The following is a 25,259-nucleotide window of genomic DNA, read 5'->3' on the forward strand; positions in this document are numbered from 1 at the left end:
AATCCATTCTTTCCTGTAGTCAAATAATCAGCGGGTGAAGTGTAACCGCCATTCCCGTACATCCCAAAATTTTTTGCCTGCTAATCAGTCTGATTAACCCATTATTTTTAACTTTTCAGATGACAACCCGCTTTCATTTATATGACCGCTGAATGAAAAACGTGCTTAAGCCTTATAACCAGGGTGGAAATTTTTGGATGAGTTATTGATATGTCATTGAAATTAGTTTTTCTCAGCATGCAAGTTTGGCAAATGCCATCTACGCTTAAATTTAAGAAGAGTTTTCCTGAACACCTGCGGTTCTTAGCGTCTGACCTGGCACACAGGTTGCTGCTCTGGCAGTGGGGTGCGAGAGATTCTCTTCCGGGAGCCTCCACTACTCATACGAACGGCTCTTATCCTGTGCTAAAAAACGAAAGGACGGCATGCCATGAATATATTCGATCACTATCGCCAGCGCTACGAAGCTGCCAAGGACGAAGAGTTCACACTGCAGGAGTTTCTTACCATTTGTCGGCAAGATCGCAGTGCCTATGCCAATGCGGCAGAACGGCTATTGATGGCTATTGGTGAGCCAAACATGGTTGATACTGCCCTGGAGCCACGGCTTTCCCGTCTGTTTTCGAATCGGGTGGTTGCCCGATATCCGGCGTTCGAAGAGTTCTATGGTATGGAAGATGCCATTGAACAGATTGTCTCCTATCTGAAGCATGCCGCCCAGGGTCTGGAAGAGAAGAAACAGATCCTCTATTTACTCGGCCCCGTCGGCGGCGGTAAATCCTCGCTGGCTGAACGCCTGAAGTCGCTGATGCAGCGCGTGCCGATTTACGTGCTGAGCGCTAACGGCGAGCGCAGCCCGGTGAACGACCATCCGCTGTGCCTGTTTAATCCGCAGGAAGATGCGCAAATTCTGGATAAAGAGTTTGGCATCCCGCGCCGCTACCTCGGCACCATTATGTCGCCGTGGGCGGCAAAACGCCTGCACGAGTTTGGCGGTGATATCACCAAATTCCGGGTGGTGAAGGTGTGGCCATCCATCCTGGAGCAGATCGCTATCGCCAAAACGGAACCGGGTGATGAGAACAACCAGGATATCTCGGCGCTGGTGGGTAAAGTCGATATCCGTAAGCTGGAAAACTTCGCACAAAACGACCCGGATGCCTATGGCTATTCCGGCGCGCTGTGCCGCGCCAACCAGGGGATTATGGAGTTCGTCGAGATGTTTAAAGCACCGATTAAAGTGCTGCATCCCCTGCTGACGGCGACCCAGGAAGGGAACTACAACGGGACGGAAGGTATCTCCGCCCTGCCGTTTAACGGAATTATTCTCGCCCACTCGAACGAATCTGAATGGGTGACCTTCCGTAATAACAAAAACAATGAGGCCTTCCTTGACCGCGTGTACATCGTCAAGGTGCCTTATTGCCTGCGGATCTCCGAAGAGATCAAAATTTACGAGAAACTGCTTAACCACAGCGAGCTGGTACACGCGCCATGCGCACCGGGCACGCTGGAAACGCTGTCGCGCTTCTCCATCCTGTCGCGCCTGAAAGAGCCGGAAAACTCCAGCATCTATTCGAAAATGCGCGTCTACGACGGTGAAAGCCTGAAAGATACCGACCCGAAAGCGAAGTCCTATCAGGAGTACCGCGACTACGCCGGGGTTGATGAAGGGATGAATGGTCTGTCCACGCGTTTCGCGTTTAAGATCCTCTCCCGCGTCTTTAACTTCGACCACGCGGAAGTGGCGGCCAACCCGGTTCATCTGTTCTACGTGCTTGAGCAGCAAATCGAGCGCGAGCAGTTCCCGCAGGAGCAGGCTGAACGCTACCTTGAGTTCCTGAAAGGCTACCTGATCCCGAAATACGCCGAGTTCATTGGCAAAGAGATCCAGACGGCCTATCTGGAATCCTATTCAGAATACGGGCAGAACATTTTCGACCGCTATGTCACCTACGCTGACTTCTGGATCCAGGATCAGGAGTACCGCGACCCGGATACCGGCCAGCTGTTTGACCGTGAATCCCTGAACGCGGAGCTGGAAAAAATCGAGAAGCCTGCCGGGATCAGCAACCCGAAAGACTTCCGCAATGAGATTGTGAACTTCGTTCTGCGCGCCAGAGCGCATAACAACGGGCGCAATCCGAACTGGACCAGCTACGAGAAGCTGCGCACGGTCATTGAGAAGAAAATGTTCTCCAATACCGAAGAGCTGCTGCCGGTGATCTCGTTTAACACCAAAACCTCAACCGACGAGCAGAAGAAACACGACGATTTTGTCGACCGTATGATGGAAAAAGGTTACACCCGCAAACAGGTTCGCCTGCTCTGCGAATGGTATCTGCGCGTGCGTAAATCGTCCTAAAACAAGCGCCCGGTAGCGCCTGCGCCTGCCGGGCCAACAAAAACGCAAGTTGGCAAATGCAGTACGGGGGGTATATGACCTGGTTTATTGACCGGCGTCTTAACGGCAAGAACAAGAGCACGGTGAACCGCCAGCGCTTCTTGCGCCGTTACAAAGCGCAAATCAAACAGTCGATCTCCGAGGCCATCAACAAACGCTCGGTGACCGACGTCGACAGCGGCGAGTCTGTCTCCATCCCTACCGATGACATCAGCGAACCGATGTTTCATCAGGGGCGCGGCGGCCTGCGCCATCGCGTACACCCGGGTAATGACCACTTCGTTCAGAACGACAGAATTGAGCGCCCTCAGGGCGGCGGCGGTGGTTCAGGAAGCGGTCAGGGACAGGCCAGCCAGGACGGTGAAGGCCAGGATGAGTTCGTTTTCCAGATTTCGAAAGATGAATATCTCGACCTGCTGTTTGAGGACCTTGCGCTGCCGAATCTGAAAAAGAATCAGCACCGTCAGCTTAACGAGTACAAAACCCATCGTGCGGGCTATACCGCTAACGGCGTGCCCGCCAATATCAGCGTTGTGCGTTCGCTGCAGAATTCTCTGGCGCGTCGCACGGCCATGACGGCAGGCAAGCGTCGCGAACTGCGCGAGCTGGAGAGCAGCCTGAAGGTCGTGGAAAACACGGAGCCGGCGCAGCTGCTGGAAGAGGAGCGCCTGCGTAAAGAGATTGCCGAGCTAAGAGCGAAGATTGACCGCGTGCCGTTTATCGACACCTTCGACCTGCGCTACAAGAACTACGAAAAACGGCCTGAACCCTCCAGCCAGGCGGTCATGTTCTGTCTGATGGACGTCTCCGGCTCGATGGACCAGGCCACCAAGGATATGGCGAAGCGTTTCTATATCCTGCTCTACCTGTTCCTGAGCAGAACCTATAAGAACGTAGAAGTGGTCTATATCCGACATCACACCCAGGCCAAAGAGGTGGATGAACATGAGTTCTTCTATTCCCAGGAGACCGGGGGGACCATTGTATCAAGCGCCCTGAAGCTGATGGATGAAGTGGTGAAAGAGCGTTACGACCCGGCGCAGTGGAACATTTATGCCGCGCAGGCGTCGGATGGCGACAACTGGGCCGACGACTCACCGCTGTGTCACGAGATCCTGGCGAAGAAAATTCTGCCGGTGGTGCGTTACTACAGCTATATCGAAATCACCCGTCGCGCCCACCAGACCCTGTGGCGGGAGTATGAACATCTGCAGTCCATGTTCGATAACTTTGCCATGCAGCATATCCGCGATCAGGATGATATTTATCCTGTGTTCAGGGAGCTGTTCCACAAACAATCTGCAACCAGCAACGCATAACCCACAGCCAGCGAATCCGCTGGCTGTTTTCTTTCGACCCCGTTTATCCCGTGCTAATGTAGCAAGCTGCATACTGGATTATCATCGGGAAAATTGTGATGACTGACGACGCTATTGGGGCTGGAACCCACCAGAAGCTGATCACCTTACTTACCGCGCAGGGCGCGCGTTTTCGCGTCATGGAGCACGAGGCGGTGGGGAAATGCGAAGCGGTGAGTGAAATTCGCGGGACCGATCTGCGCCAGGGCGCAAAAGCGCTGGTCTGCAAAGTGAAGGGCAACGGCGTTAAAAAACACGTACTGGCGATTCTGGCCGCCGACCTGCAGGCCGATCTGAGCCAGCTTGCCAGCCACTTTGGCGGGCTTAAGGCCTCCCTCGCCAGCCCGGCCGAGGTTGATACCCTGACCGCCTGCGTTTTTGGCGCTATTCCGCCCTTTAGCTTCCATCCTGATTTAGCGCTGGTTGCCGACCCGCTTCTGTTCGAGCGTTTCGACGAAATCGCCTTTAACGCCGGTTTACTGGAGAAATCCGTGATCATGGATACCCAGGATTACCTGCGCATTGCCCGTCCTGAGCTTGTTAACTTCCACAAAGCGTCGTCGTGACGGCGCTAGCCTCTTCTTTCCAGAAACAGCACGGAGGCGACGAGAATCACGGCAATAGCAAAAAACGATGAGGAGATAATGAGCGTTTCAACAAACATGTGATCGTGCATGATGGCGGCCCCTTTGCGATACCTGCTTCCGTTTTAATCCGCGCAAATGACAAGGTTATGACAACAATATAATCTTTTTAAAACTGTTCTCCGCCGCTTTTCCGCGTACAGTAAGCAGGGTAACTATTCTGGCAAGGACTTCCCATGTTTGACCCTACTCTGCTCATTCTTCTGGCTCTCGCCGCGCTCGGGTTTATCAGCCACAACACCACCGTCGCCATCTCGATTCTGGTACTGATAATTGTGCGCGTGACCCCGTTAAACACCTTTTTCCCGTGGATAGAAAAACAAGGCCTCACCATCGGGATCATCATTCTAACCATCGGGGTGATGGCGCCCATCGCCAGCGGAACGCTTCCCGCCTCGACGCTGCTGCACTCGTTTGTGAACTGGAAATCGCTGGTGGCGATCGCGGTAGGCATTTTTGTCTCGTGGCTGGGCGGGCGCGGCGTGACGCTGATGAGCAGCCAGCCCTCGCTGGTTGCTGGCCTGCTGGTGGGCACGGTGCTGGGCGTGGCGCTCTTCCGCGGCGTGCCGGTGGGCCCGCTGATTGCGGCAGGGCTGGTTTCCCTGTTTATCGGGAAGTCATAGTCAGGCTGGCCATGTAACGCGCCGGCGTCTGGCCCAGCCCCTTCCTGAACATGGTGATAAACGCGGTGGTGGAGTCATAGCCCAGCGTTTGTGCCACCTGCTGTACGGATTTCCCGCTTATCAGATGCTGTAACGCCAAAATCAGCTGCAGCTGATGACGCCAGCGACGAAAGCTTAAGCCGGTCTCTTTGACCACCAGCCGCGCCAGGTTACGTTCGCTCATCGCGAAGTGGCTCGCCCACTGGGCCAGCGTCTGCCAGGCGGCGGGCTCTTCCGCCATCTTCTCGCTCATCAGCCGGATTTTAGGGTGGGGTGAGACGGGCAGCTGCAGATGCTCCTGGCGCTGGAGCGGCAGCTCGTCAAACAGGACGCCCACCAGGCGCGATGTGGCCGCAAGATGCAGCTGTTCACGCGTTTTCTCCGCCAGGGATAAAATCAGCTCCCGCACGAGGGGAGAAATTTTCAGGGTGCAGCAGCGGTCGGGCAGTCTGGCGGCACCAGGCTCAATAAACAAAAAGCACAGCTGCGCCCCCGGCGTGGCCCTGTTGCTGTGCGGCATTTGGCCTGGGATCCAGACGGCGTACTGAGGCGGTACCATCAGCATGGCATTTTCCACTTCGCAGGTGATCGCGCCGCCAAGGGCCAGAATCAGCTGCCCCTTACGGTGTTGATGCTGCGGAATATATTGTTCTTCCGCCACCACGCGGATGCGAAACGCGACGGCCGCATCGTGCTGGCTATCAGGATCGTAGCCGTCCAGTCCCAGACCAATCATCAGGTTGTCCGATATTAGCGATAAACTGTCATTTTAGCCTGATTTCAACCGCTGAGAAAATCGGTATTGTGTGCGCTCGCTTGAACGTATGAGAACACAATGACTACTGCTCTTCGCACCTCAGGAAAACAGGGCGCGCTGTTGATTGCAGGCATTCTGATGATTGCCACCACGCTTCGCGTCACCTTTACCGGAGCAGCCCCGCTGCTCGATACCATTCGCCTTGATTATGGCTTAAGCACGGCACAGACCGGTCTGCTGACCACCCTGCCCCTGCTGGCCTTTGCTCTTGTCTCCCCGCTCGCGGCAGGCGTTGCCCGGCGTATCGGCATGGAGCGCAGCCTGTTTATCGCCCTGATGCTGATTTGCATCGGGATTGCGGTTCGCTCCCTGCCTTCCGCTACCCTGCTTTTCATCGGAACGGCGGTCATCGGCTGCGGGATCGCGCTCGGAAATGTGCTGCTGCCCGGCTTAATTAAGCGTGATTTCCCGGGCCAGGTTGCCCGACTCACGGGCGCCTACTCCCTGACTATGGGTGTCTCTGCCGCGCTAGGCTCGGCGCTGATCGTTCCGCTGGCGCAGGGTGAAGCGGGCTGGCATGGCGCGCTGCTGATGCTGATGGTGTTTCCGCTGATTGCCCTGTTGCTCTGGCTGCCGCAGTGGCGCCAAAAACACGTCGCAACGGTAACGGGCGCCGGCGCGCTGCATAACCGCGCGATCTGGCGCTCGGCACTCGCCTGGCAGGTGACGCTCTTTCTGGGGATTAATTCGCTGATTTATTACGTTGTCATCGGCTGGCTGCCGGCCATATTGCTCAGCCATGGCTTCAGCGAAGCGCAGGCCGGCTCGGTGCATGGCCTTTTACAGCTGGCTACTGCCGTGCCGGGGCTTGCCGTTCCGCTCGTCCTCCATCGTCTGAAGGATCAGCGAACCATCGCCGGAGCGGTTGGGCTGATGTGCGCGGTTAGCGCGGCGGGCTTGTGGTTTATGCCTGATATGGCGGTGATGTGGACGCTGGTGTTTGGCTTTGGTACCGGGGCAACGATGATCCTCGGCCTGACGTTCATCGGCCTGCGCGCCAGCTCCGCACACCAGGCGGCAGCGTTGTCCGGTATGGCGCAGTCTATTGGTTATCTGCTCGCCGCCTGCGGTCCGCCGCTGATGGGCAAAATTCACGATTCGGCTGGAGACTGGCGGATCCCGCTTCTCGCCTGCGCGCTGGCCGCTGTCGTCATGGCCATCTGCGGCGTACTTGCCGGGCGCGACCGGGAAATCGCGCCCCGATAAACACGATGGCAGACCATCGGGTCTGCCTTTTTTACCCGCGCGCCGCGCGCAGCATTGCCTGCACCAGCACCACCGGACGCCCTTCCAGCGCAGCACGCTCGTGCTGGAATAAGGTGATCACAAAGAACGGATGGGTCACCAGCTCCGCCGCGCGGATTTCCCCCTGCTCGTCCCAGCCCGTCACGCGCATATCACCGCTCTCCAGTTCCCGGGCAAATGCCGCCGATACGCCATAGCTACAGCGATAACCCTCTACGATTTCCGGCTTTCCGTAGGCCTTCGCGATCAGCGTATTATTGCGCAGCTCAATGGCTTCGGTTTTTTCCACCAGCGAGCAGGCCAGCGGCGCAATCACCATCGTACCTTCGGTATCCGTCTCAGCATGTGCCGCATCGCGCCAGCCCAGCACGTTACGGGCATATTCAATTAACGCATGCTGGAATCCACCGCAGGTGCCCAGGAACGGAATGCTGTTTTCACGCGCGTAGCGTGCGGCAATAAAGGCCGCCTCGGTATTTTTATAGGGGCTTGCGGGAACCAGCCAGATGGCATCGTAGCCCACCAGATCCTCAGAACTGGTTAATTCCGTGGTGGCAAGCCAGTCGTAATCGGCGGTGAGGTCAAGGACTGCGGCGGCGTCGTCAATAGCCAGCGGGATCGCCTTGTGTGCAATAACGTCAGGATTGTAATCGCCAACCAGCGCAATGCGCAGCGTCGTTTTAACCGGGAGGTGTTCCATGAAAGGTTCCTTATGCCAGAGTATTATCAGATAACATAAGGAACCTCAGACTACCGATCTTCTGCAATTATCACAATACCTTAAATTGGGAGGGTGGAATCATGATTCAGTGCAAACGCGTCTATGAGCAGGCAAGCCCGGACGATGGCTATCGGGTTCTGGTGGACAGGCTCTGGCCCCGCGGGGTTAAAAAAACGGACCTCGCGTATGATGAATGGTGTAAAACGCTCACGCCGTCCAGTGCGTTACGCAAGGACTTTCATAGCGAAGCGATTGATTTCGCGGCCTTCACTCAAGCCTACAAGGACGAACTGGCGCAGCATAAGGACGAGGGAGAGCGTCTGGCGGCGCTGGCGCACAAGCAGACCGTAACCCTGCTCTACGGCGCGAAGGACACGAAGCAGAATCACGCTCTGGTCTTAGCCGACTGGCTGCGCCATCTGTGATCAGCCGACCGTCAGCGCATTCTGAATTTGCGGAGCTTCGTCCGGGGTAAGCGGCATCAGGTGTTCGGCGCGGACAAACGCAAAGCCGTGCTGATTGTCAAAGGCGTAGACGTCTCCCGTCACCAGCCAGAGCGCGCGGTCCGCGCTTGCGGGTAACTGCGTCATCACGCCGTTGACCGGGTTAACGAAACGCTGGCCGGGCTGGCAAAGGCCAAATAGCTCAACGGATTTACCAATATTGCGGCGGCCTGACGCCGTGCGGGCACCAACGATCATCGCCATGCTGCCCGGTTTAAGCTGAAACATACTTCTCTCGCGGTAACGGTAGCCAGATACTGGCTAAGAATAATCCTAAAGAGAAGTGTATCGCAGCTACTATCCCTCTGTCACCTGGCGGGTTGCGGATGATCGCGACGATAGAGCGTCCATTCGTCGATCACTTCGCCGCCGGGCAGCTTGCACTCGGTGCGGACACCCTGCGGGCTTTGAATCGGGACCTGTTCCCCGCCCTTTTCCAGGCAGTAAACGGAAGCCGGGTTCGCCATACCCACGGCGTGGGGCGGTTTCGGGGCGTCGGGTGGGGTTGTTTTTGCGGTGCAGGCAACCAGGGGAAGCGCCAGCGCCAGTAGCAGAAATCTCATCTTGTTGATCCTTTTAACATCATCGTTGGCTAAGGGTAACGGCTTGTCGCCGCTTTCTCCATGATTTCTCCATTCTAACTGCACTTTTCAACGCTATAGTCTGGCATGTTCTCACTTTGACCAGAGAACATCATTCCGTAATCAAGATGTCTTTGCCCCGCTCTCAACAACGGGGCTTTTTTTCCCCGCCCAATCCCCCTTCTTTCAGCCTGTATTAAATTTTCTGCATTCATGTTTAACTATGCCGGAAGCCTACGAATTCAGCATAACATGCAGATGCAGACGTCTTCTGCCTGGGAGTCTTTCTACGTCATGTCGGATATTATCCTTGCCCGTGTTTCAGAAACCCTCGCCACTGAGCAATCTCTTGAAAGTCTTGTTCGCCAGCTGCTGGAGATGCTGGAAATCGTCACCGACATGGAGTCGACTTACCTGACGAAGGTGGATATCAAAGCGCGGCTGCAGCACATCCTCTATGCCCGAAACAGCAAGCAGATGACGATCCCCGAGGGGCTGAGCGTGCCGTGGGATGAAACGCTGTGCAAGCGCGCGCTCGATAGCGACACGCTGTTCAGTAACGATGTTCCCGAGCGCTGGCCGGAGTGTGAAGCGGCGAAAGCACTCGGCATTACCACTTACATGAGCATCCCCGTTCATCTTGCCGATGGCTCGCTATACGGTACGCTCTGCGCCACCAGCACGGCCAAAAAACCGCTCAGCGCGCGCGGCGAGCAGATGCTAAAACTCTTCGCCGGATTGATTAGTCAGTACATTCAGAAAGAGTCTCTGGTGACCCAGCTCCGTGAAGCCAACGCGGCGCTTATCGCGCACTCCTACACGGATGCCCTTACAGGATTACCCAACCGTCGCGCCATTTTTGAGGATCTGACCACCCTGTTTTCCCTGGCGCGTCATCTGAAACGTAACGCCATCATTGCCTTTATCGATCTGGATGATTTCAAACTGATTAACGATCGCTACGGGCACGAAGCAGGCGACCAGTTCCTGATTGAAGTGGGCAAGCGTTTGACCGCAGAAAAACAGCAGGACGATATCATCGGTCGGCTGGGCGGCGATGAGTTTCTGGTAGCCACTCTGAGCAACGTCAAAAATGAGGAGCAAATTCACCTTCTCAGAACGCGCCTCAGCGCTCGAATTGCGGGGGAGTACTGGCTGGGTAGCATCAGCATTATTTATCCTGGCGCCAGCCTCGGCGTTATCGAAGTGGACCCCGGCGTAACCGATCCGGACAGTGCGTTACGTGCCGCGGATATCGCGATGTATCAGGATAAGAAAGGAAAAAGTAAAACAGGCTTTCTCACGATGGATTAACCCCGTACACTCTACGGCGTTACAAAAACCGAAACAGGTGATGATATGAGAATAGGGATCCTCTTCCCGGTCGTTATTTTTATAACGGCGGTGGTATTTCTGGCGTGGTTTTTTGTCGGTGGTTACGCGGCTCCGGGGGCATAAATGAGAAAAACCACCCTGATTATGTTGATCGTGGCCGTCGTGGCGTTTGCCGGCACGCAGTTTGGCTGGTGGTAACCCCGTTACGTAAAAAGGCCGCCATCTGGCAGCCTTTTTAACGCTTCAGTATTAGCTTTTGATCTTTCTGTAGATAAACAGCACAACCAGCGCGCCGATCACCGCGACCGCGAAACTGCCGAAGTTAAAGCCATCGACTTTACCAAAACCGAACAGCGTACTGATCCAACCGCCGACTACCGCGCCGACAATACCCAGTATTATGGTGACGATAAACCCACCGCCATCTTTGCCCGGCATGATCCACTTCGCCAGAATACCCGCAATAAGCCCAAAGATAATCCAGGATAAAATTCCCATAACTTTCCTCTCTGTATGGTTTTTGTCATTAAATCAACGACACAAAAAGGATAGCACAGGATCTGAGAAAGGAAATTTGTGATAAGCCTCACAGAGAGAGTCTGCGCATTTCTTCATCAACACACCCTTCCACAAGAACTGTGGGGTTGCATCTTTTGTTGAGAAAGATTATCTTTCTCAACACTGAATAGTTGAGAAAAATACTCAGGTATTCAGTACGACATTGCTCACATTGCTTCCAGTATTTCTTGCCCACTCTTGAGTGGGCTTTTTTTTGATCAAGCTCCAACGAAAGCGTGCCGGTTGCGTCCGCCGCGTTTTGCCTGATAGAGCGCCTGGTCGGCAGCATTAACAATATTCTGCTGGCTACCCGCGATGTTGACAGCACGCGCGCTGGAGACCCCCACGCTTACCGTGACCCGCCCGAAGGGGCTAAACGCGTGTTCAATTTGCTGAGAGAAAACATTGCGAATAATCGCCTGCGCAAGGAGGAGCGCCTCCTGGATATCCGTTTCAGGCAAAATCAGCGCAAACTCCTCCCCGCCATACCGCGCCACAACCTGGTTGTCGCGGGTGAGGCTTTCCCTGAGGCAGTTTCCCAGCAACGCCAGGCATCTGTCCCCTTCCGGATGGCCGTAGTTATCGTTGTACTTTTTGAAGTAGTCCACATCCACAAGGAGCAGCGAAACCGGCGCGTCCTTTTCCGCACACGCCGCGATTTCCGAGAGGATTTTTTCATCAAAGATGCGCCTGTTATAAAGCCCTGTCAGCGCATCCTCCGAGGCAATAATCTTTAGCGCTTTGTTATCCCGTGCTTTTCTGGATAAGTCGGAATAGAGGAAACAGGACGCCACGATGAGCGTCGCGGTAAACACCAAAATAAGTGCGGCAAGCTGAATCGCCTGCTTGCGCCACGGTGAAAGGGCTTCATCAATGCTTACCGCTACCGTGGTAACCAGTCCGTAGCGCCTGTTTTTCTCATAGGCATAAATGCGTTCGATTTTATCAAACCGGGAGACGGAGCTGGCTATACCTGTATTTTGTACCTTGAGGTATTTTCTAAAGAGAGGTGAGTCAGAAAAAATCGTACCGATATAGTTATTTTTAAAGGGATAACGAATCAGTAAAACGCCTGCTTGCGTCGTTAAACCAATAACGCCCGCGTGACCAATATTAATCTGTCCATAAAGCGCCAAAAAATTTTCGATACCCAGCGTCACCACCACAACACCGTTAAATGCACCGGTGTGGGTTTCAAGGCGTCGGCTAAGGGTAATAACCCATTTACCATTGGTTCTGCTTATCACCGGCTCACCAATATAAATCTGCTGACTTTTATTTTCCTTGTGATAGACAAAAAATGCCCTGTCCGCGCCTTTATGCGGGCCGGCAAAATTCTTGTGCAATGCAGTGAAGATATCCCCATGCGCATCATAGACAACCACGTTATTAATCTGAGTAAGAAGATTATCCTGATTGCTTATCATTAGCTGAATATTGATCGCCTGTTGCGGGGTCATACCATAAATTTCAATTGTGTCAGAAACGGTGGTAATCAACATTTCACTCTGGCGAATGATCCCTTCCGTGTAGACGTTCAGGGTATGGCTCAGGTTGGCAACGCTGGTATTGATCTGCTGAATTGACTGCTGTCGGGACGTGGCAATCTGGACGGCAAGCGACAATGAAACAATCAATGAGACAATGATGACGGTAATGGTTGTTGTGTAAAAAGTATTTTTCACATGCACGAGCTTTTCCACCTTATCACGCCAGGCATCCCTGGCTGACAACTCTTTTCACTGTAACAAAGCTCAGGTTAAGAGGAAAACGAATTGCACTTAAGCGTAACGGCCGCCGTTATTATCAGGCTTGTAGCTTGTCCTGCCTGTGATAAGATTTGAGAGATGAGGGAGCGGACAGGGTATCTGGAAAATGAAAAAGATCATTGCCGTTACTATCGTTTCAGCGTTTCTGGTCTTCCTGTCTCTTGTTGCGGTTAATGCAGTTATCGTGAGCCAGCAGAAAAGCAAACAGCTTGAGATTTCCCGTACCCTTTTACAGCACTCAGAAGGTCTGACCCAGAGCGTAGCGCAGACCCTCAAAAACCTGACCGCACAGGGATGCGACAAAGACAGTCTCGATCGCTACCGGCAGGTCAAGCTTGAAAGCCTCTATGTTGCAGACGTCGGTTTTATTGAAAAGGGAAAAATAGTCTGTACCGCTTTTTGGGGTAAACTCGTTAACCCTGTTCCGCTTCCTGAAGAACTCCATGAAACGCCCAGAGGATTTCTCCTCGCACAATTTTCCAGAAAAGATTTTTTTACCGGCAATGCGGCCATCTATAATAATCACATTATCTTCACCTCCCGCTACGCTTACGATAAATTCACCCCGGTTACGGAGAGCTATTCTCTGAGCACCACCACCAGGGACTTAAGCAGGACATTTTTTTCGGCTACGCCTGAATTAAACCAACAGAGCGAACTGCATTCATCCTTGTTTACCCTGACCCTCACCCAGTGCAGCACCTCCTGGGATTTGTGTGTCATTGTGAAGCATCACAACGCGGGACTGGCCTCGTTATCTCCCGTCTTGTTTATCGTTCTCGCGGTCATTTTATGTTTTGTCTGGATTGCAATAACGCTATTTTTCTTTCGACTCAACGAGGACCGGTTCTCCCTGGAGCGGACGCTGGTCAAAGCGGTTATCACTAATACCATCGGCGTTCATTACCAGCCGATTGTTCGGATTGAGGATAAAAAGATTGTGGGCGTTGAGGTCTTGTCGAGATGGCGTGACGCAAGATACGGTGACGTCTCCCCGGAACTGTTTATTCCATTAATCAAAAAGATCGGCCTGTATAAAAATTACTATATTAATATTCTGCAAAAATCCCTTTCGGATATCGCGCCGCTTATTATTAAATATCATCTGGTTGTTTCGCTCAATGTTGGCCGAACGGAAATTGAAGACGGACAGTTTATCAGCATTTTGCGCCGTAGCTGTTTAGCTAATAATATTCCGCTCTCTCTGATAAAAATCGAGCTTTCTGAAAAAGCTATTTCAACGGGGAATATTCTGGAAGATTTCTGCAAGGATTTAAAAAATCTTGGCGTGAGAATATCCATTGATGACTTCGGGGTGCAAAACTCAAACCTGGCAAGGCTATCGCTGCTTGAATATGATGAGATCAAAATCGACAAGTCGCTGGTCGATGGCATCAGTGAACATTACAAGCAGAACATTTTTGTCATCTTTAGCGACGCCCTCGCAAAACTGAATAAAACGCTTGTTTTCGAAGGCGTAGAGAGCGAAATACAGTATCGCTTTATTGCTGAAAGATACCCCGAGGCGCTGATTCAGGGATGGTATTTCTCAAAATCCGTCACCCGGAGCGAGCTTGCGAAGCGACTCGCTGGGATCGCGCGGTAGGCTACTCGTTTCCCCACTGGTTGAGAAAATTCGCAATATCGTCAATACGTTCGGCACGAACCCCGGCTTCACGCGCCATCTCCTGCTGAGCTTCCTCATCGATCTCCTCATTATTCGACAAACGGGTGAGAAGCAGCTGGAAATAATGCGCCAGCGAGTCCTGCTCTGACTCACTCACGGGCTTTGTGGCTTCCGTCGCGTATTCTTCGACGATGTCATAATACTTCAGTGGGATTTCGTTATTCATAACAGCGTTAACCTCTGAGGGTGAAGCCACAAGTATATCCGACGACGTACGGTTAACCAACGCGCTGCGTCAGATAAGCAGAGCAAGCAGGGCTGCAAGAGCAGGTATGGCCTGAACGTACAGAATCTTTCGGCTGGCGGTCGCTGCGCCAAAGAGACCGGCAATCAACACGCAGGTCAGGAAGAAGATGGCTACGGATAACCCCTTTTCACCAAGCCAGAGGCTCCAGAGCAGACCCGCAGCCAGAAAACCATTATACAGCCCCTGATTCGCGGCCAGCACGCGGGTGTTGCGCGCAAAATCGGGACGCAGATTAAAGGCCTTATGCCCCGTTCTGGTGTTCCACAGGAACATTTCCAGCACAAGAATGTAGATATGGATGAATGCAACGACAGCGATAAGAATGGTGGCTAACATTATTTTTTCCTGCTGGAAGAGAGTGCCTACCCTAACGTAATGCCGCCCTAAGGGCGGCAAAACATATTAACGAACCAGGTGCAAGAAGTGCAGGTGTTTTTCATACTGGTCAAGTATGTCGTTAATAAGCTGTTCCTGATTCCAGCCCATGACATCATAATTCTGACCGCCCTCTTTCAGATAAACTTCTGCGCGATAATAACGGTGCTGCTCCGCCTGCTGCTCATCATTATCCATCGCGGCAAGCGCAAAAGTAGGCGAATTATAGCCACGAAGCCTTACTTCATAAATAAAGTTCAGCTCATTGCCTAAATCCACTTCAAGCCGGAGACGATCGTCAGCCGCATCATTGATATGACTCAACGTCCCCTGCTTGTTCAACTCTTCCTGAACCAACGTCATGGCAGGCTGGATAACCTCGTCCATAAACCGTTTCACCAGAGAGCGTTTTGGCAGATAGGCAATGTTACGCAGCCTTCTCTGCCACGGAATAGGGTTACGTGCGGCAGTCGGCGCAATGGTGGCCATGCTCAGACTTTCACGTTTGGTCAAATCTCGACGCAGGGCTTTTAACAGTCCGTAAATTGAGATCAATAAGATCACGGAGAACGGTAATGCGCTCGCTATTGTCACGGTTTGCAGCGCGCTCAGGCCACCCGCAATCAGCAATGCAATAGCAACAATTCCCATGAGCGATGCCCAGAAAATTCGCTGCCAGACAGGCGTGTTCGCGACGCCGCCAGACGCCAGCGTATCAACAACCATTGCCCCGGAGTCAGCCGAGGTGACAAAGAAGACAATGACCATCGCCATTGCAATAAATGACAACAATGACGAGAACGGGAAATGTTCCAGGAAATTAAACAGCGCCAGCGCGACATCCTGCTGGACGGTATTTGCCAGGTCAGTGGCTCCCTGGTTCATGATGAGATAAATGGCGCTGTTACCAAACACCGTCATCCACATGAGGGTAAAACCAGCGGGAACAAACAGCACGCCCGTAACAAACTCACGAATTGTCCTGCCACGGGATACGCGCGCGATGAACATACCGACAAACGGCGACCAGGAAAGCCACCATCCCCAGTACAATAGCGTCCAGCCACCAAGCCAGTTGCTTGATTTCGGTTCGTAGGCGTAAAGGTTAAAGGTTTTACTCACTAATTCCGAAAGATAACCGCCGGTATTTTCGACAAAAGATTTCAGTAAAAGGACGGTTGGTCCAAGACACAGCACAAGCGCCAGGAGTAAAACAGCCAGACCCAGATTGAGTTCAGAGAGGATACGTATTCCCTTGTCCAGACCGGACACCACTGAAATCGTCGCTAACCCCGTGATGACTACAATCAGAATGACCTGCACCGTTTCATTGATGGGCACCCCAAAAAGGTGGTTCAGACCGGCATTAACCTGCAAAACACCGTAACCCAGCGATGTCGCGACGCCAAAAACAGTCCCTATCACGGCAAAAATATCAACCGCATGGCCTATAGGCCCATAAATGCGATCGCCGATGATGGGATAAAGTGCAGAACGAAGCGTTAACGGCAAACCGTGACGGTAGCTGAAGAATGCCAGAATCAGCGCCACAATGGCATAGATTGCCCAGGCATGCAGCCCCCAGTGGAAGAACGTCAGGCGCATGGCTTCTTTCGCGGCGGCGACGGTCTCAGGGGTGCCGACGGGCGGCGAAAGGTAATGCATCACCGGTTCGGCAACGCCAAAGAACATCAGGCCGATCCCCATCCCTGCCGAAAACAGCATCGCAAACCAGGAATGGTAGCTGAAATCAGGCTGGGCATGATCCGGCCCCAGTTTGATATCACCGTAACGTGAAAGACCGAGGAAAGTAACGCTCAGTAAAATCAGGGCGACAGCAAGAATGTAGAACCAGCTGGCATTCGTGAATATTTGTTGCTGAAGCAGTTTGAATTTTTTGTCTGCCAAATCCGGGAATACAGCGGCAAAGGCGACAAGAAGGAAAATTAACAAAGCAGATGTGAAGAATACCGCTTTGTTAATCTGGCTTGTAGACTTCTTTGGGATAGTATCATTTTCACTCATCGTAATTTATTCCATTAACTTTCGAACGCTCTGGATCTAAAGCGTTATCTTCCTTAGGGTAGCAAATATCCGTTGCTTTTGCAGTCAGGTGAGCAAGGGCTTAAGCTCGTTTATTACGAATAATCTGATCCGAAAAAATCAGCCAGCTAGCTGGCGATTTGGCTTCTGAATATTTAGCGCTACGCCCAAATATCATTGATACCATCTGAGGGCGTAATTTTTTAAAGGTTCAGGACACGTATTCTCTATCCTTCTTAATAAAATAAAAAAACGGGAACCATCAGGCTCCCGTTTTGTTTGACCCAAAATCTGGATTACATGTTCGCGATAATCGCGTCGCCAAACTCTGAACATTTCAGCAGCTTAGCGCCTTCCATCAGACGTTCGAAGTCGTAAGTTACGGTTTTCGCGTTAATCGCGCCTTCCATACCTTTGACGATGAGGTCTGCGGCTTCGAACCATTCCATATGACGCAGCATCATCTCTGCGGACAGGATGATAGAGCCTGGGTTCACTTTGTCCTGGCCTGCGTATTTAGGCGCAGTACCGTGGGTTGCTTCGAACAGGGCGCATTCGTCACCGATGTTCGCGCCTGGGGCGATACCGATACCGCCAACCTGTGCAGCCAGGGCGTCGGAGATGTAGTCACCGTTCAGGTTCATACAGGCAATCACGTCGTATTCCGCTGGACGCAGCAGGATCTGCTGCAGGAACGCATCGGCGATGACATCTTTAATGACGATCTCTTTGCCGGTATTCGGGTTCTTGATCTTCTGCCACGGGCCGCCGTCGATCAGCTCACCGCCGAACTCTTCTTGCGCCAACTGGTAACCCCAGTCTTTGAACGCGCCTTCGGTGAACTTCATGATATTGCCTTTGTGAACCAGGGTCACAGAGTCACGGTCGTTAGTGATCGCGTATTCAATTGCCGCGCGCACCAGACGTTTGGTCCCTTCTTCGGAGCACGGCTTGATGCCGATACCGCAATGCTCAGGGAAGCGAATTTTCTTCACGCCCATCTCTTCGCGCAGGAATTTAATCACTTTTTCTGCGTCAGCAGAGTCCGCTTTCCATTCGATACCCGCGTAGATGTCTTCTGAGTTTTCGCGGAAGATAACCATGTCGGTCAGTTCAGGGTGCTTAACCGGGCTTGGGGTGCCCTGATAGTAACGAACCGGACGCAGACACACGTACAGGTCCAGCTCCTGACGCAGTGCCACGTTCAGGGAACGGATGCCGCCGCCGACCGGGGTGGTCAGTGGGCCTTTAATAGCAACGCGGTAGTCGCGGATCAGGTCCAGCGTTTCCGCTGGCAGCCAGACGTCCTGGCCATAAACTTGAGTAGATTTTTCACCGGTGTAAATTTCCATCCAGGAAATTTTACGCTCGCCTTTGTAGGCTTTCTCAACAGCGGCATCAACCACTTTCAGCATTGCCGGGGTAACGTCTACGCCGATACCGTCACCTTCGATGAACGGGATGATCGGATTGTGAGGAACGTTAATCTTGCCGTTTTGCAGGGTGATCTTTTTACCTTCCGCCGGAACAACTACTTTGCTTTCCATTAACCTCTCCTTCGAGCGCTTCTGGTTGTTACTGATCTTATGTTAATAAATTGTAATGAGCCCTTCGATAGTACCTGATTGTCCTGCGCCATGAAAGGTCTTCGTTATTAGGCTATAATGCGGCAATTGATAACGCCTGAAAATACCATGAAGAAAACTTCTTTTACAAAACACCGGGTTGAGCGATTCAGCTCGCGACAAGCCACCAAAAGACCCCAGCAAAACCAGCCGAAGCGGGTGATTTTGTTCAATAAACCCTACGATGTTTTGCCGCAGTTCACCGATGAAGCCGGGCGCAGCACGCTGAAGGATTACATCCCCGTTCAGGGCGTCTACGCCGCCGGTCGTCTGGACCGGGATAGCGAAGGCCTTCTGGTCTTAACCAACGACGGCGCCTTGCAGGCGAAGCTCACGCAGCCGGGCAAACGCACCGGAAAAATTTACTTCGTTCAGGTCGAGGGCGAGCCGGACGAAGAGACGCTGGCGAAACTGCGCAGCGGCGTGACGCTGAACGATGGCCCCACCCTGCCCGCCGGTATTGAACGCGTGAATGAGCCGGAGTGGCTGTGGCCGCGCAACCCGCCCATTCGCGAGCGCAAATCTATTCCTACCAGCTGGCTCAAAATCACTCTGTATGAAGGCCGTAACCGTCAGGTTCGGCGCATGACCGCCCACGTGGGCTTCCCTACCCTGCGCCTGATTCGCTACGCCATGGGCAGCTACACGCTGGATTCCCTGGCAAACGGTGAATGGCGGGACGTAGCCCCTTAAGGAGAAACGATGTTTAAACCTCATGTCACGGTCGCCTGCGTGGTGCACGCGCAGGGTAAATTCCTGGTTGTAGAAGAGAGCATCAACGGCAAAGCGCTGTGGAATCAGCCAGCCGGGCATCTGGAAGCCAATGAAACCTTATTACAGGCAGCAAAACGTGAACTCTGGGAAGAGACCGGCATCCGCGCGGAGCCACAGCACTTCATCCGCATGCACCAGTGGATTGCGCCCGACAGCACCCCATTCCTGCGCTTTTTATTCGCCGTTGAGCTTAGCGAAACGTGCGCCACAGAACCTCATGATGACGATATCGATCGCTGCCTGTGGGTCACCGCCGAGGAGATCCTGAACGCGCCAAACCTGCGCTCGCCGCTGGTTGCGGAAAGCATCCGCTGTTGGCAGTCAGGCGCACGCCTGCCGCTGGAGGTCATCGGAGAATTTAACTGGCCGTTTACAGAGGGTGTCAACGGTGGGGGGGCGTGATAGAATACGCCGCCTTGAAGTTCAATGTCGTGAGTATTCCATGTCAGATAATAGCCAGAAAAAAGTGATCGTCGGCATGTCCGGCGGTGTCGATTCCTCCGTTTCCGCCTACCTGTTACAGCAACAGGGCTATAAGGTGGAGGGCCTGTTCATGAAGAACTGGGAGGAAGACGATGGCGAGGAATACTGCACTGCCGCTGCGGATCTCGCCGACGCGCAGGCCGTATGCGATAAGCTCGGCATTGAACTGCACACCGTTAACTTTGCCGCAGAATACTGGGACAACGTCTTTGAACTGTTCCTTGAGGAGTACAAAGCCGGACGCACCCCGAACCCGGATATTCTGTGCAACAAAGAGATCAAATTTAAAGCCTTCCTGGAATTCGCCGCGGAAGATCTGGGCGCTGACTACATTGCGACCGGTCACTACGTGCGTCGTGCGGACGTGAATGGCAAAAGCCAGCTGCTGCGCGGCCTCGACGGCAATAAAGACCAGAGCTACTTCCTCTATACGCTAAGCCATGAACAGATTGCGCAAAGCCTGTTCCCGGTGGGTGAGCTGGAAAAGCCTGAAGTGCGTAAAATTGCCGAAGAGCTGGACCTGATCACCGCGAAGAAAAAAGACTCTACCGGTATCTGCTTTATCGGCGAGCGCAAATTCCGTGATTTCCTGGGCCGCTACCTGCCTGCACAGCCGGGGAAAATTGTCACCGTTGACGGCGACGAGATTGGTCAGCATCAGGGGCTGATGTACCACACCTTAGGCCAGCGTAAAGGCCTGGGTATTGGCGGAACTAAAGAAGGTAGCGAAGATCCGTGGTACGTTGTCGATAAAGACGTCGAAAACAATATTCTGATTGTCGCCCAGGGCCATGACCATCCGCGTCTGATGTCCGTTGGTCTTATCGCGCAGCAGCTGCACTGGGTCGATCGCAAGCCGCTGAAAGGCACGCTGCGCTGCACGGTGAAAACGCGCTACCGCCAGACCGATATTCCTTGCACCATTACCGCGCTCGATGACGACCGCATTGACGTCCGTTTCGACGAGCCGGTCGCCGCCGTTACCCCGGGCCAGTCTGCTGTCTTCTACAGCGGCGAAATCTGCCTGGGCGGCGGGATCATTGAACAGCGCCTGCCGCTGCCCGCTGTTTAACCGATTGCACACATAAAGGAGACCGTGTGGCGAAGAATTACTATGACATCACCCTGGCGCTGGCAGGAATTTGCCAGTCTGCTCGTCTGGTGCAACAGCTGGCGCATCAGGGTCATTGTGACGCTGATGCCCTGCACGTTTCGCTCAACAGCGTTATCGACCTCAACCCCGGTTCAACCCTGGGCGTGTTCGGCGGCAGTGAAACCAATCTTCGTCTCGGTCTTGAAACCCTGCTTGGCGTGCTTAACGCCAGCAGCCGCCAGGGGTTAAACGCGGAACTGACCCGCTACACCTTAAGCCTGATGGTGCTGGAGCGTAAGCTGAGCGCGGCGAAAGGCGCGCTCAATACCCTGGGCGATCGCATCGCCGGGCTACAGCGTCAGCTCGACCATTTTGACCTGCAGTCTGAAACGCTGCTGAGCGCCATGGCGGGCATTTACGTTGACGTTATCAGCCCGCTGGGCCCGCGCATTCAGGTCACCGGCTCCCCTGCCGTGTTGCAAAGCCCGCAGGTGCAGGCGAAGGTCCGCGCTTCCCTGCTGGCTGGGATCCGCGCCGCCGTGCTGTGGCATCAGGTTGGCGGTGGCCGCCTGCAGTTAATGTTTTCTCGTAATCGCCTGACCACTCAGGCAAAACAAATTCTTGCTCATTGTTAACCTCCCGGAGTTGCGAATTATGGAATTATCCTCACTGACCGCCGTATCCCCTGTCGATGGACGCTACGGCGATAAAGTCAGCGCGCTGCGCGGGATCTTCAGCGAATATGGTTTGCTGAAGTTCCGTGTTCAGGTTGAAGTACGCTGGCTGCAAAAGCTGGCCGCCCAGGCAGCAATCAAGGAAGTTCCTGCTTTTGACGAAAAGGCAAACGATTACCTTGATAAAATCGTTGCTGAGTTTAGCGAAGAAGATGCCGCGCGCATTAAGACCATTGAACGCACCACCAACCACGACGTGAAGGCGGTTGAGTACTTCCTGAAAGAGAAAGTGGAAAGCGTCCCGGCCCTGCACGCGGTATCCGAGTTCATTCACTTCGCCTGTACTTCCGAAGACATCAACAACCTGTCTCACGCGCTGATGCTCTCCACCGCGCGTAAAGAAGTGGTGCTGCCTTACTGGCGTAAAATCATCGACGCGGTGAAAGCGCTGTCCGTTGAATACCGCGACATTCCGCTGCTTTCCCGCACTCACGGCCAGCCAGCCACCCCATCCACGATGGGCAAAGAGATGGCGAACGTGGCGTACCGTATGGAGCGCCAGTACCGTCAGCTGGAACGGGTTGAAATTCTGGGCAAAATCAACGGCGCGGTCGGTAACTATAACGCCCACATCGCCGCTTACCCGGAAGTTGACTGGCACCAGTTCAGCGAAGAGTTCGTGACCTCGCTGGGCATTCAGTGGAACCCGTACACCACCCAGATTGAGCCGCACGACTACATCGCCGAGCTGTTTGACTGCATCGCGCGCTTCAACACCATCCTGATCGACTTCGATCGTGACGTGTGGGGCTACATCGCGCTGAACCACTTCAAGCAGAAAACCATCGCCGGTGAAATTGGCTCCTCTACCATGCCGCACAAAGTGAACCCAATCGACTTCGAAAACTCCGAAGGCAACCTGGGACTGGCGAATGCGGTGCTGCAGCATATGGCGAGCAAGCTGCCGGTTTCCCGCTGGCAGCGCGACCTGACCGACTCCACCGTGCTGCGTAACCTGGGCGTGGGCATTGGCTATGCGCTGATCGCATATCAGTCCACCCTGAAGGGCGTGAGCAAGCTGGAAGTGAACCGTGACCGTCTGCTGGACGAGCTGGATCACAACTGGGAAGTGCTGGCAGAGCCGATTCAGACCGTGATGCGCCGCTACGGTATCGAAAAACCGTACGAGAAGCTGAAAGAGCTGACCCGCGGTAAACGCGTTGATGCCGAAGGCATGAAACAGTTTATCGACGGTCTGGCACTGCCGGAAGAAGAGAAAACCCGCCTGAAGGCGATGACCCCTGCGAACTACATTGGCCGCGCCATCACCATGGTTGATGAGCTGAAGTAATGTTCCTTCCCCCCTTTCCGCCCGGAAAGGGGGTTGCTTTTCCCCGGTTTACTGAATGTTTATCCCCACAGCAACATAATCAGCGTTAAACTATTCATACTATTTATTCCGGGAGAAAAGATGATGCGCGTACTGGTTGTTGAGGATAACGCATTGCTACGCCACCACCTGAAGGTTCAGCTTCAGGAGATGGGACATCAGGTGGACGATGCTGAAGATGCAAAAGAAGCCGATTATTATCTCAATGAACATCTGCCGGACATCGCCATTGTCGATTTAGGCCTGCCTGATGAAGACGGCCTGTCGTTAATTCGTCGCTGGCGCAGCCATGACGTTTCCCTGCCGGTTCTGGTTCTCACCGCCCGCGAAGGCTGGCAGGACAAAGTTGAAGTGCTCAGCGCCGGTGCCGATGATTACGTCACCAAACCGTTCCATATTGAAGAAGTGGCGGCGCGCATGCAGGCGCTGTTACGGCGCAACAGCGGGCTGGCTTCACAGGTTATCTCCATTCCGCCTTTCCAGGTGGACCTCTCCCGGCGCGAGCTCTCGATCAACGATGAAGTGATCAAGCTCACCGCGTTCGAATACACCATTATGGAAACGCTGATCCGTAACAGCGGCAAGGTAGTGAGCAAAGACTCCTTAATGCTCCAGCTCTACCCTGACGCTGAGCTGCGCGAGAGTCACACCATTGACGTGCTGATGGGCCGTTTGCGTAAGAAAATCCAGGCGCAGTATCCGCAGGACGTGATTACGACCGTCCGCGGCCAGGGCTACCTGTTCGAATTACGCTAAATGAGACGGATTTTGCGCCACATTCTGCCCCTCTCGCTGCGGGTTCGTTTTTTGCTGGCAACGGCCGCGGTGGTGCTGGTGCTGTCGCTCTCTTACGGTCTGGTCGCCCTGGTGGGCTACAGCGTCAGCTTCGATAAAACGACCTTTCGACTGCTACGCGGCGAAAGCAATCTGTTTTATACCCTGGCAAAATGGGAAGACAACCATATCACCGTTGAAATGCCGGAGAACCTGGATCAACAGAGCCCCACTTTAGCCCTGATCTATAACGAAAAGGGAAAGTTGCTTTGGGCGCAACGCGATATTCCGTGGCTGGCGAAAAGCATTCGTCCGGAGTGGCTCAAAACCAACGGGTTTCATGAGATAGAAGCCGATCTCAATACCACCAGCACGCTGATCCGCGAAGATCGCTCGATGCAGCAAAAGCTCAATGAAATCCGTGCTGACGATGCCGAAACGGAAATGACGCACTCGGTGGCGATCAATATCTACCCGGCGACCATGAACATGCCGCAGTTGACCATTGTGGTGATCGACACCATTCCGGTTGAGCTAAAACGTTCCTATAAGGTCTGGGGCTGGTTCGTTTATGTTCTGGCCGCAAACCTGCTGCTGGTGATCCCGCTGCTTTGGTTGGCGGCGTGGTGGAGCTTGCGCCCTATTGAGTCCCTGGCGCGAGAGGTGCGCGAGCTGGAGGAACACCATCGTGAAAAGCTCAATCCGGAAACCACCCGTGAGCTGACCAGCCTGGTGCGTAACCTCAATCGCCTGCTGAAAAGCGAGCGTGAACGCTATGATAAGTACCGTACGACCCTGACCGACCTCACCCACAGCCTGAAAACGCCGCTGGCCGTGATGCAAAGCACCCTGCGTTCCATGCGCAGCTCAAGGCTGAGCGTCGACGATGCCGAGCCGGTGATGCTGGAGCAGATCAGCCGAATCTCGCAGCAAATTGGCTACTATCTGCATCGCGCCAGCATGCGTTCCGGCAGCGCGCTCCTGAGCCGCGAGCTGCACCCGGTGGCTCCGCTGCTGGATAATCTCACGTCCGCCCTCAACAAGGTTTATCAGCGTAAAGGGGTGAACATTAGCCTCGATATTTCGCCTGAGATTAGCTTTGTCGGCGAAAAAAATGACTTTATGGAAGTGATGGGCAACCTGTTAGATAACGCCTGCAAATACTGCCTGGAGTTTGTGGAAGTGTCGGCGCGCCAGACGGATAACGCGTTACACGTTATCGTTGAGGATGATGGCCCGGGGATCCCGCTCAATAAAAGAGATGTGGTGTTCGATCGCGGTCAGCGAGCGGATACGCTGCGCCCCGGTCAGGGCGTGGGTTTAGCCGTCGCCCGCGAGATTGTCGACCAGTACGACGGAAAAATCGAAACCAGCGAAAGCTTGCTCGGCGGGGCCAGAATGGAAGTGATTTTTGGTCGTCAGCAGCCCACATCGGACGATAGTTAACCCGTTATGTGAAAAATGCGAGGATCTCGCAGCCGGGGGGCTGAGCTTCCG

27 protein-coding genes are annotated in these 25,259 nt (G+C 53.7%); 16 read left to right on the forward strand and 11 right to left on the reverse strand.

Annotated features, from left to right (window positions below):
* Positions 1–430 precede the first annotated feature (430 nt).
* The 3 genes from yeaG to OSH03_RS03385 all read left to right on the forward strand — a co-directional run bounded on the left by yeaG (position 431) and on the right by OSH03_RS03385 (position 4,328).
* A complete protein-coding gene (gene yeaG / locus OSH03_RS03375) occupies positions 431–2,365 on the forward strand; it encodes a protein kinase YeaG (protein WP_014883443.1) in 1,935 nt (644 codons plus the stop codon).
* 74 nt (positions 2,366–2,439) lie between these two features.
* Positions 2,440–3,723, forward strand: coding sequence for a YeaH/YhbH family protein (locus OSH03_RS03380; protein WP_028012767.1), 1,284 nt, complete (start codon positions 2,440–2,442; stop codon positions 3,721–3,723).
* A 98-nt stretch (positions 3,724–3,821) separates the two neighbouring features.
* Positions 3,822–4,328 carry a YbaK/prolyl-tRNA synthetase associated domain-containing protein gene (locus OSH03_RS03385; RefSeq protein ID WP_266178276.1) on the forward strand — a complete coding sequence of 169 codons (507 nt, stop codon included), beginning with the start codon at positions 3,822–3,824 and terminating at the stop codon, positions 4,326–4,328.
* 5 nt (positions 4,329–4,333) lie between these two features.
* Here OSH03_RS03385 and yoaI read toward each other — a convergent pair whose 3' ends face one another.
* On the reverse strand, positions 4,334–4,438 hold the full coding sequence (yoaI, locus tag OSH03_RS03390; RefSeq protein ID WP_151413204.1) for a small membrane protein YoaI: 105 nt from the start codon (positions 4,436–4,438) through the stop codon (positions 4,334–4,336).
* A 144-nt stretch (positions 4,439–4,582) separates the two neighbouring features.
* Here yoaI and OSH03_RS03395 point away from each other — a divergent pair, with 144 nt between their 5' ends.
* Positions 4,583–5,029 carry a DUF441 domain-containing protein gene (locus OSH03_RS03395; protein ID WP_008500737.1) on the forward strand — a complete coding sequence of 149 codons (447 nt, stop codon included), beginning with the start codon at positions 4,583–4,585 and terminating at the stop codon, positions 5,027–5,029.
* Here OSH03_RS03395 and OSH03_RS03400 read toward each other — a convergent pair.
* Complete coding sequence (locus OSH03_RS03400) at positions 5,013–5,804, reverse strand: AraC family transcriptional regulator (protein WP_277614543.1); 792 nt, start codon at positions 5,802–5,804, stop codon at positions 5,013–5,015. The two genes, OSH03_RS03395 and OSH03_RS03400, sit on opposite strands and share 17 nt — an antisense overlap.
* A gap of 99 nt (positions 5,805–5,903) precedes the next feature.
* Between OSH03_RS03400 and OSH03_RS03405 the strand changes: the two genes are divergently transcribed.
* Positions 5,904–7,091, forward strand: coding sequence for a CynX/NimT family MFS transporter (locus tag OSH03_RS03405; RefSeq protein ID WP_266178277.1), 1,188 nt, complete (start codon positions 5,904–5,906; stop codon positions 7,089–7,091).
* A gap of 31 nt (positions 7,092–7,122) precedes the next feature.
* On the opposite strand, the gene OSH03_RS03410 is transcribed toward OSH03_RS03405, so the two are convergent.
* Positions 7,123–7,830, reverse strand: coding sequence for a CTP synthase C-terminal region-related (seleno)protein (locus tag OSH03_RS03410; RefSeq protein ID WP_266178278.1), 708 nt, complete (start codon positions 7,828–7,830; stop codon positions 7,123–7,125).
* A gap of 101 nt (positions 7,831–7,931) precedes the next feature.
* On the opposite strand from OSH03_RS03410, the gene OSH03_RS03415 reads away from it, so the two are divergent.
* The gene (locus tag OSH03_RS03415; RefSeq protein WP_266178279.1) at positions 7,932–8,276 is read left to right on the forward strand and encodes a DUF488 domain-containing protein; all 345 of its coding nucleotides are present in this window, start codon (positions 7,932–7,934) and stop codon (positions 8,274–8,276) included.
* Here OSH03_RS03415 and OSH03_RS03420 read toward each other — a convergent pair whose 3' ends face one another.
* Together OSH03_RS03420 and OSH03_RS03425 are read right to left on the reverse strand one after the other, a co-directional pair.
* Positions 8,277–8,582: a nuclear transport factor 2 family protein gene (locus tag OSH03_RS03420; RefSeq protein ID WP_061098538.1), complete on the reverse strand. Its 306-nt coding sequence runs from the start codon at positions 8,580–8,582 to the stop codon at positions 8,277–8,279.
* An 80-nt stretch (positions 8,583–8,662) separates the two neighbouring features.
* Entirely contained in the window at positions 8,663–8,917 is a 255-nt protein-coding gene (locus OSH03_RS03425) for a putative hemolysin (RefSeq protein WP_045261615.1), read from the reverse strand.
* A gap of 312 nt (positions 8,918–9,229) precedes the next feature.
* Here OSH03_RS03425 and OSH03_RS03430 point away from each other — a divergent pair, with 312 nt between their 5' ends.
* A complete protein-coding gene (locus OSH03_RS03430) occupies positions 9,230–10,249 on the forward strand; it encodes a sensor domain-containing diguanylate cyclase (RefSeq protein WP_253543481.1) in 1,020 nt (339 codons plus the stop codon).
* A 45-nt stretch (positions 10,250–10,294) separates the two neighbouring features.
* Entirely contained in the window at positions 10,295–10,393 is a 99-nt protein-coding gene (locus tag OSH03_RS03435) for a YoaK family small membrane protein (RefSeq protein ID WP_014883431.1), read from the forward strand.
* A 126-nt stretch (positions 10,394–10,519) separates the two neighbouring features.
* Here OSH03_RS03435 and OSH03_RS03440 read toward each other — a convergent pair whose 3' ends face one another.
* Complete coding sequence (locus tag OSH03_RS03440) at positions 10,520–10,768, reverse strand: GlsB/YeaQ/YmgE family stress response membrane protein (protein ID WP_028012758.1); 249 nt, start codon at positions 10,766–10,768, stop codon at positions 10,520–10,522.
* Between the two features lie 278 nt (positions 10,769–11,046).
* Positions 11,047–12,531, reverse strand: coding sequence for a sensor domain-containing diguanylate cyclase (locus tag OSH03_RS03445; protein ID WP_266178280.1), 1,485 nt, complete (start codon positions 12,529–12,531; stop codon positions 11,047–11,049).
* Between the two features lie 172 nt (positions 12,532–12,703).
* On the opposite strand from OSH03_RS03445, the gene OSH03_RS03450 reads away from it, so the two are divergent.
* The gene (locus OSH03_RS03450; protein WP_266178281.1) at positions 12,704–14,203 is read left to right on the forward strand and encodes an EAL domain-containing protein; all 1,500 of its coding nucleotides are present in this window, start codon (positions 12,704–12,706) and stop codon (positions 14,201–14,203) included.
* Position 14,204: 1 nt separating this feature from the next.
* Here the strand turns inward: OSH03_RS03450 and OSH03_RS03455 are convergent, their stop codons facing one another.
* From OSH03_RS03455 to icd, 4 genes are all read right to left on the reverse strand, one after another.
* Positions 14,205–14,450 (reverse strand): DUF2543 family protein, encoded by a 246-nt coding sequence (locus OSH03_RS03455; RefSeq protein ID WP_028012755.1) that lies wholly within the window; start codon positions 14,448–14,450, stop codon positions 14,205–14,207.
* Between the two features lie 69 nt (positions 14,451–14,519).
* Positions 14,520–14,867: a DUF1304 domain-containing protein gene (locus tag OSH03_RS03460; protein WP_266178282.1), complete on the reverse strand. Its 348-nt coding sequence runs from the start codon at positions 14,865–14,867 to the stop codon at positions 14,520–14,522.
* Between the two features lie 66 nt (positions 14,868–14,933).
* Entirely contained in the window at positions 14,934–16,931 is a 1,998-nt protein-coding gene (locus OSH03_RS03465; protein WP_266178283.1) for a BCCT family transporter, read from the reverse strand.
* Between the two features lie 314 nt (positions 16,932–17,245).
* Entirely contained in the window at positions 17,246–18,496 is a 1,251-nt protein-coding gene (icd, locus tag OSH03_RS03470; RefSeq protein ID WP_061098543.1) for an NADP-dependent isocitrate dehydrogenase, read from the reverse strand.
* A gap of 117 nt (positions 18,497–18,613) precedes the next feature.
* Here icd and rluE point away from each other — a divergent pair, with 117 nt between their 5' ends.
* The 7 genes from rluE (at position 18,614) to phoQ (ending at position 25,208) form a co-directional block, all read left to right on the forward strand.
* A complete protein-coding gene (gene rluE / locus OSH03_RS03475; protein ID WP_151413197.1) occupies positions 18,614–19,267 on the forward strand; it encodes a 23S rRNA pseudouridine(2457) synthase RluE in 654 nt (217 codons plus the stop codon).
* A 9-nt stretch (positions 19,268–19,276) separates the two neighbouring features.
* The gene (locus tag OSH03_RS03480) at positions 19,277–19,750 is read left to right on the forward strand and encodes an NUDIX hydrolase (RefSeq protein WP_266178284.1); all 474 of its coding nucleotides are present in this window, start codon (positions 19,277–19,279) and stop codon (positions 19,748–19,750) included.
* 40 nt (positions 19,751–19,790) lie between these two features.
* Positions 19,791–20,903, forward strand: coding sequence for a tRNA 2-thiouridine(34) synthase MnmA (gene mnmA / locus OSH03_RS03485; RefSeq protein ID WP_266178285.1), 1,113 nt, complete (start codon positions 19,791–19,793; stop codon positions 20,901–20,903).
* A 26-nt stretch (positions 20,904–20,929) separates the two neighbouring features.
* Complete coding sequence (hflD, locus tag OSH03_RS03490; RefSeq protein WP_013097081.1) at positions 20,930–21,559, forward strand: high frequency lysogenization protein HflD; 630 nt, start codon at positions 20,930–20,932, stop codon at positions 21,557–21,559.
* Between the two features lie 19 nt (positions 21,560–21,578).
* Positions 21,579–22,949 (forward strand): adenylosuccinate lyase, encoded by a 1,371-nt coding sequence (gene purB, locus OSH03_RS03495; protein WP_266178286.1) that lies wholly within the window; start codon positions 21,579–21,581, stop codon positions 22,947–22,949.
* Positions 22,950–23,072: 123 nt separating this feature from the next.
* Positions 23,073–23,744, forward strand: a complete 672-nt coding sequence (phoP, locus tag OSH03_RS03500; RefSeq protein ID WP_025911763.1) for a two-component system response regulator PhoP — start codon at positions 23,073–23,075, stop codon at positions 23,742–23,744.
* On the forward strand, positions 23,745–25,208 hold the full coding sequence (gene phoQ / locus OSH03_RS03505) for a two-component system sensor histidine kinase PhoQ (RefSeq protein WP_266178287.1): 1,464 nt from the start codon (positions 23,745–23,747) through the stop codon (positions 25,206–25,208). It begins immediately after the preceding gene.
* Positions 25,209–25,259 lie beyond the last annotated feature (51 nt).

Source organism: Enterobacter nematophilus (assembly GCF_026344075.1).
GTDB lineage: Bacteria > Pseudomonadota > Gammaproteobacteria > Enterobacterales > Enterobacteriaceae > Enterobacter > Enterobacter nematophilus.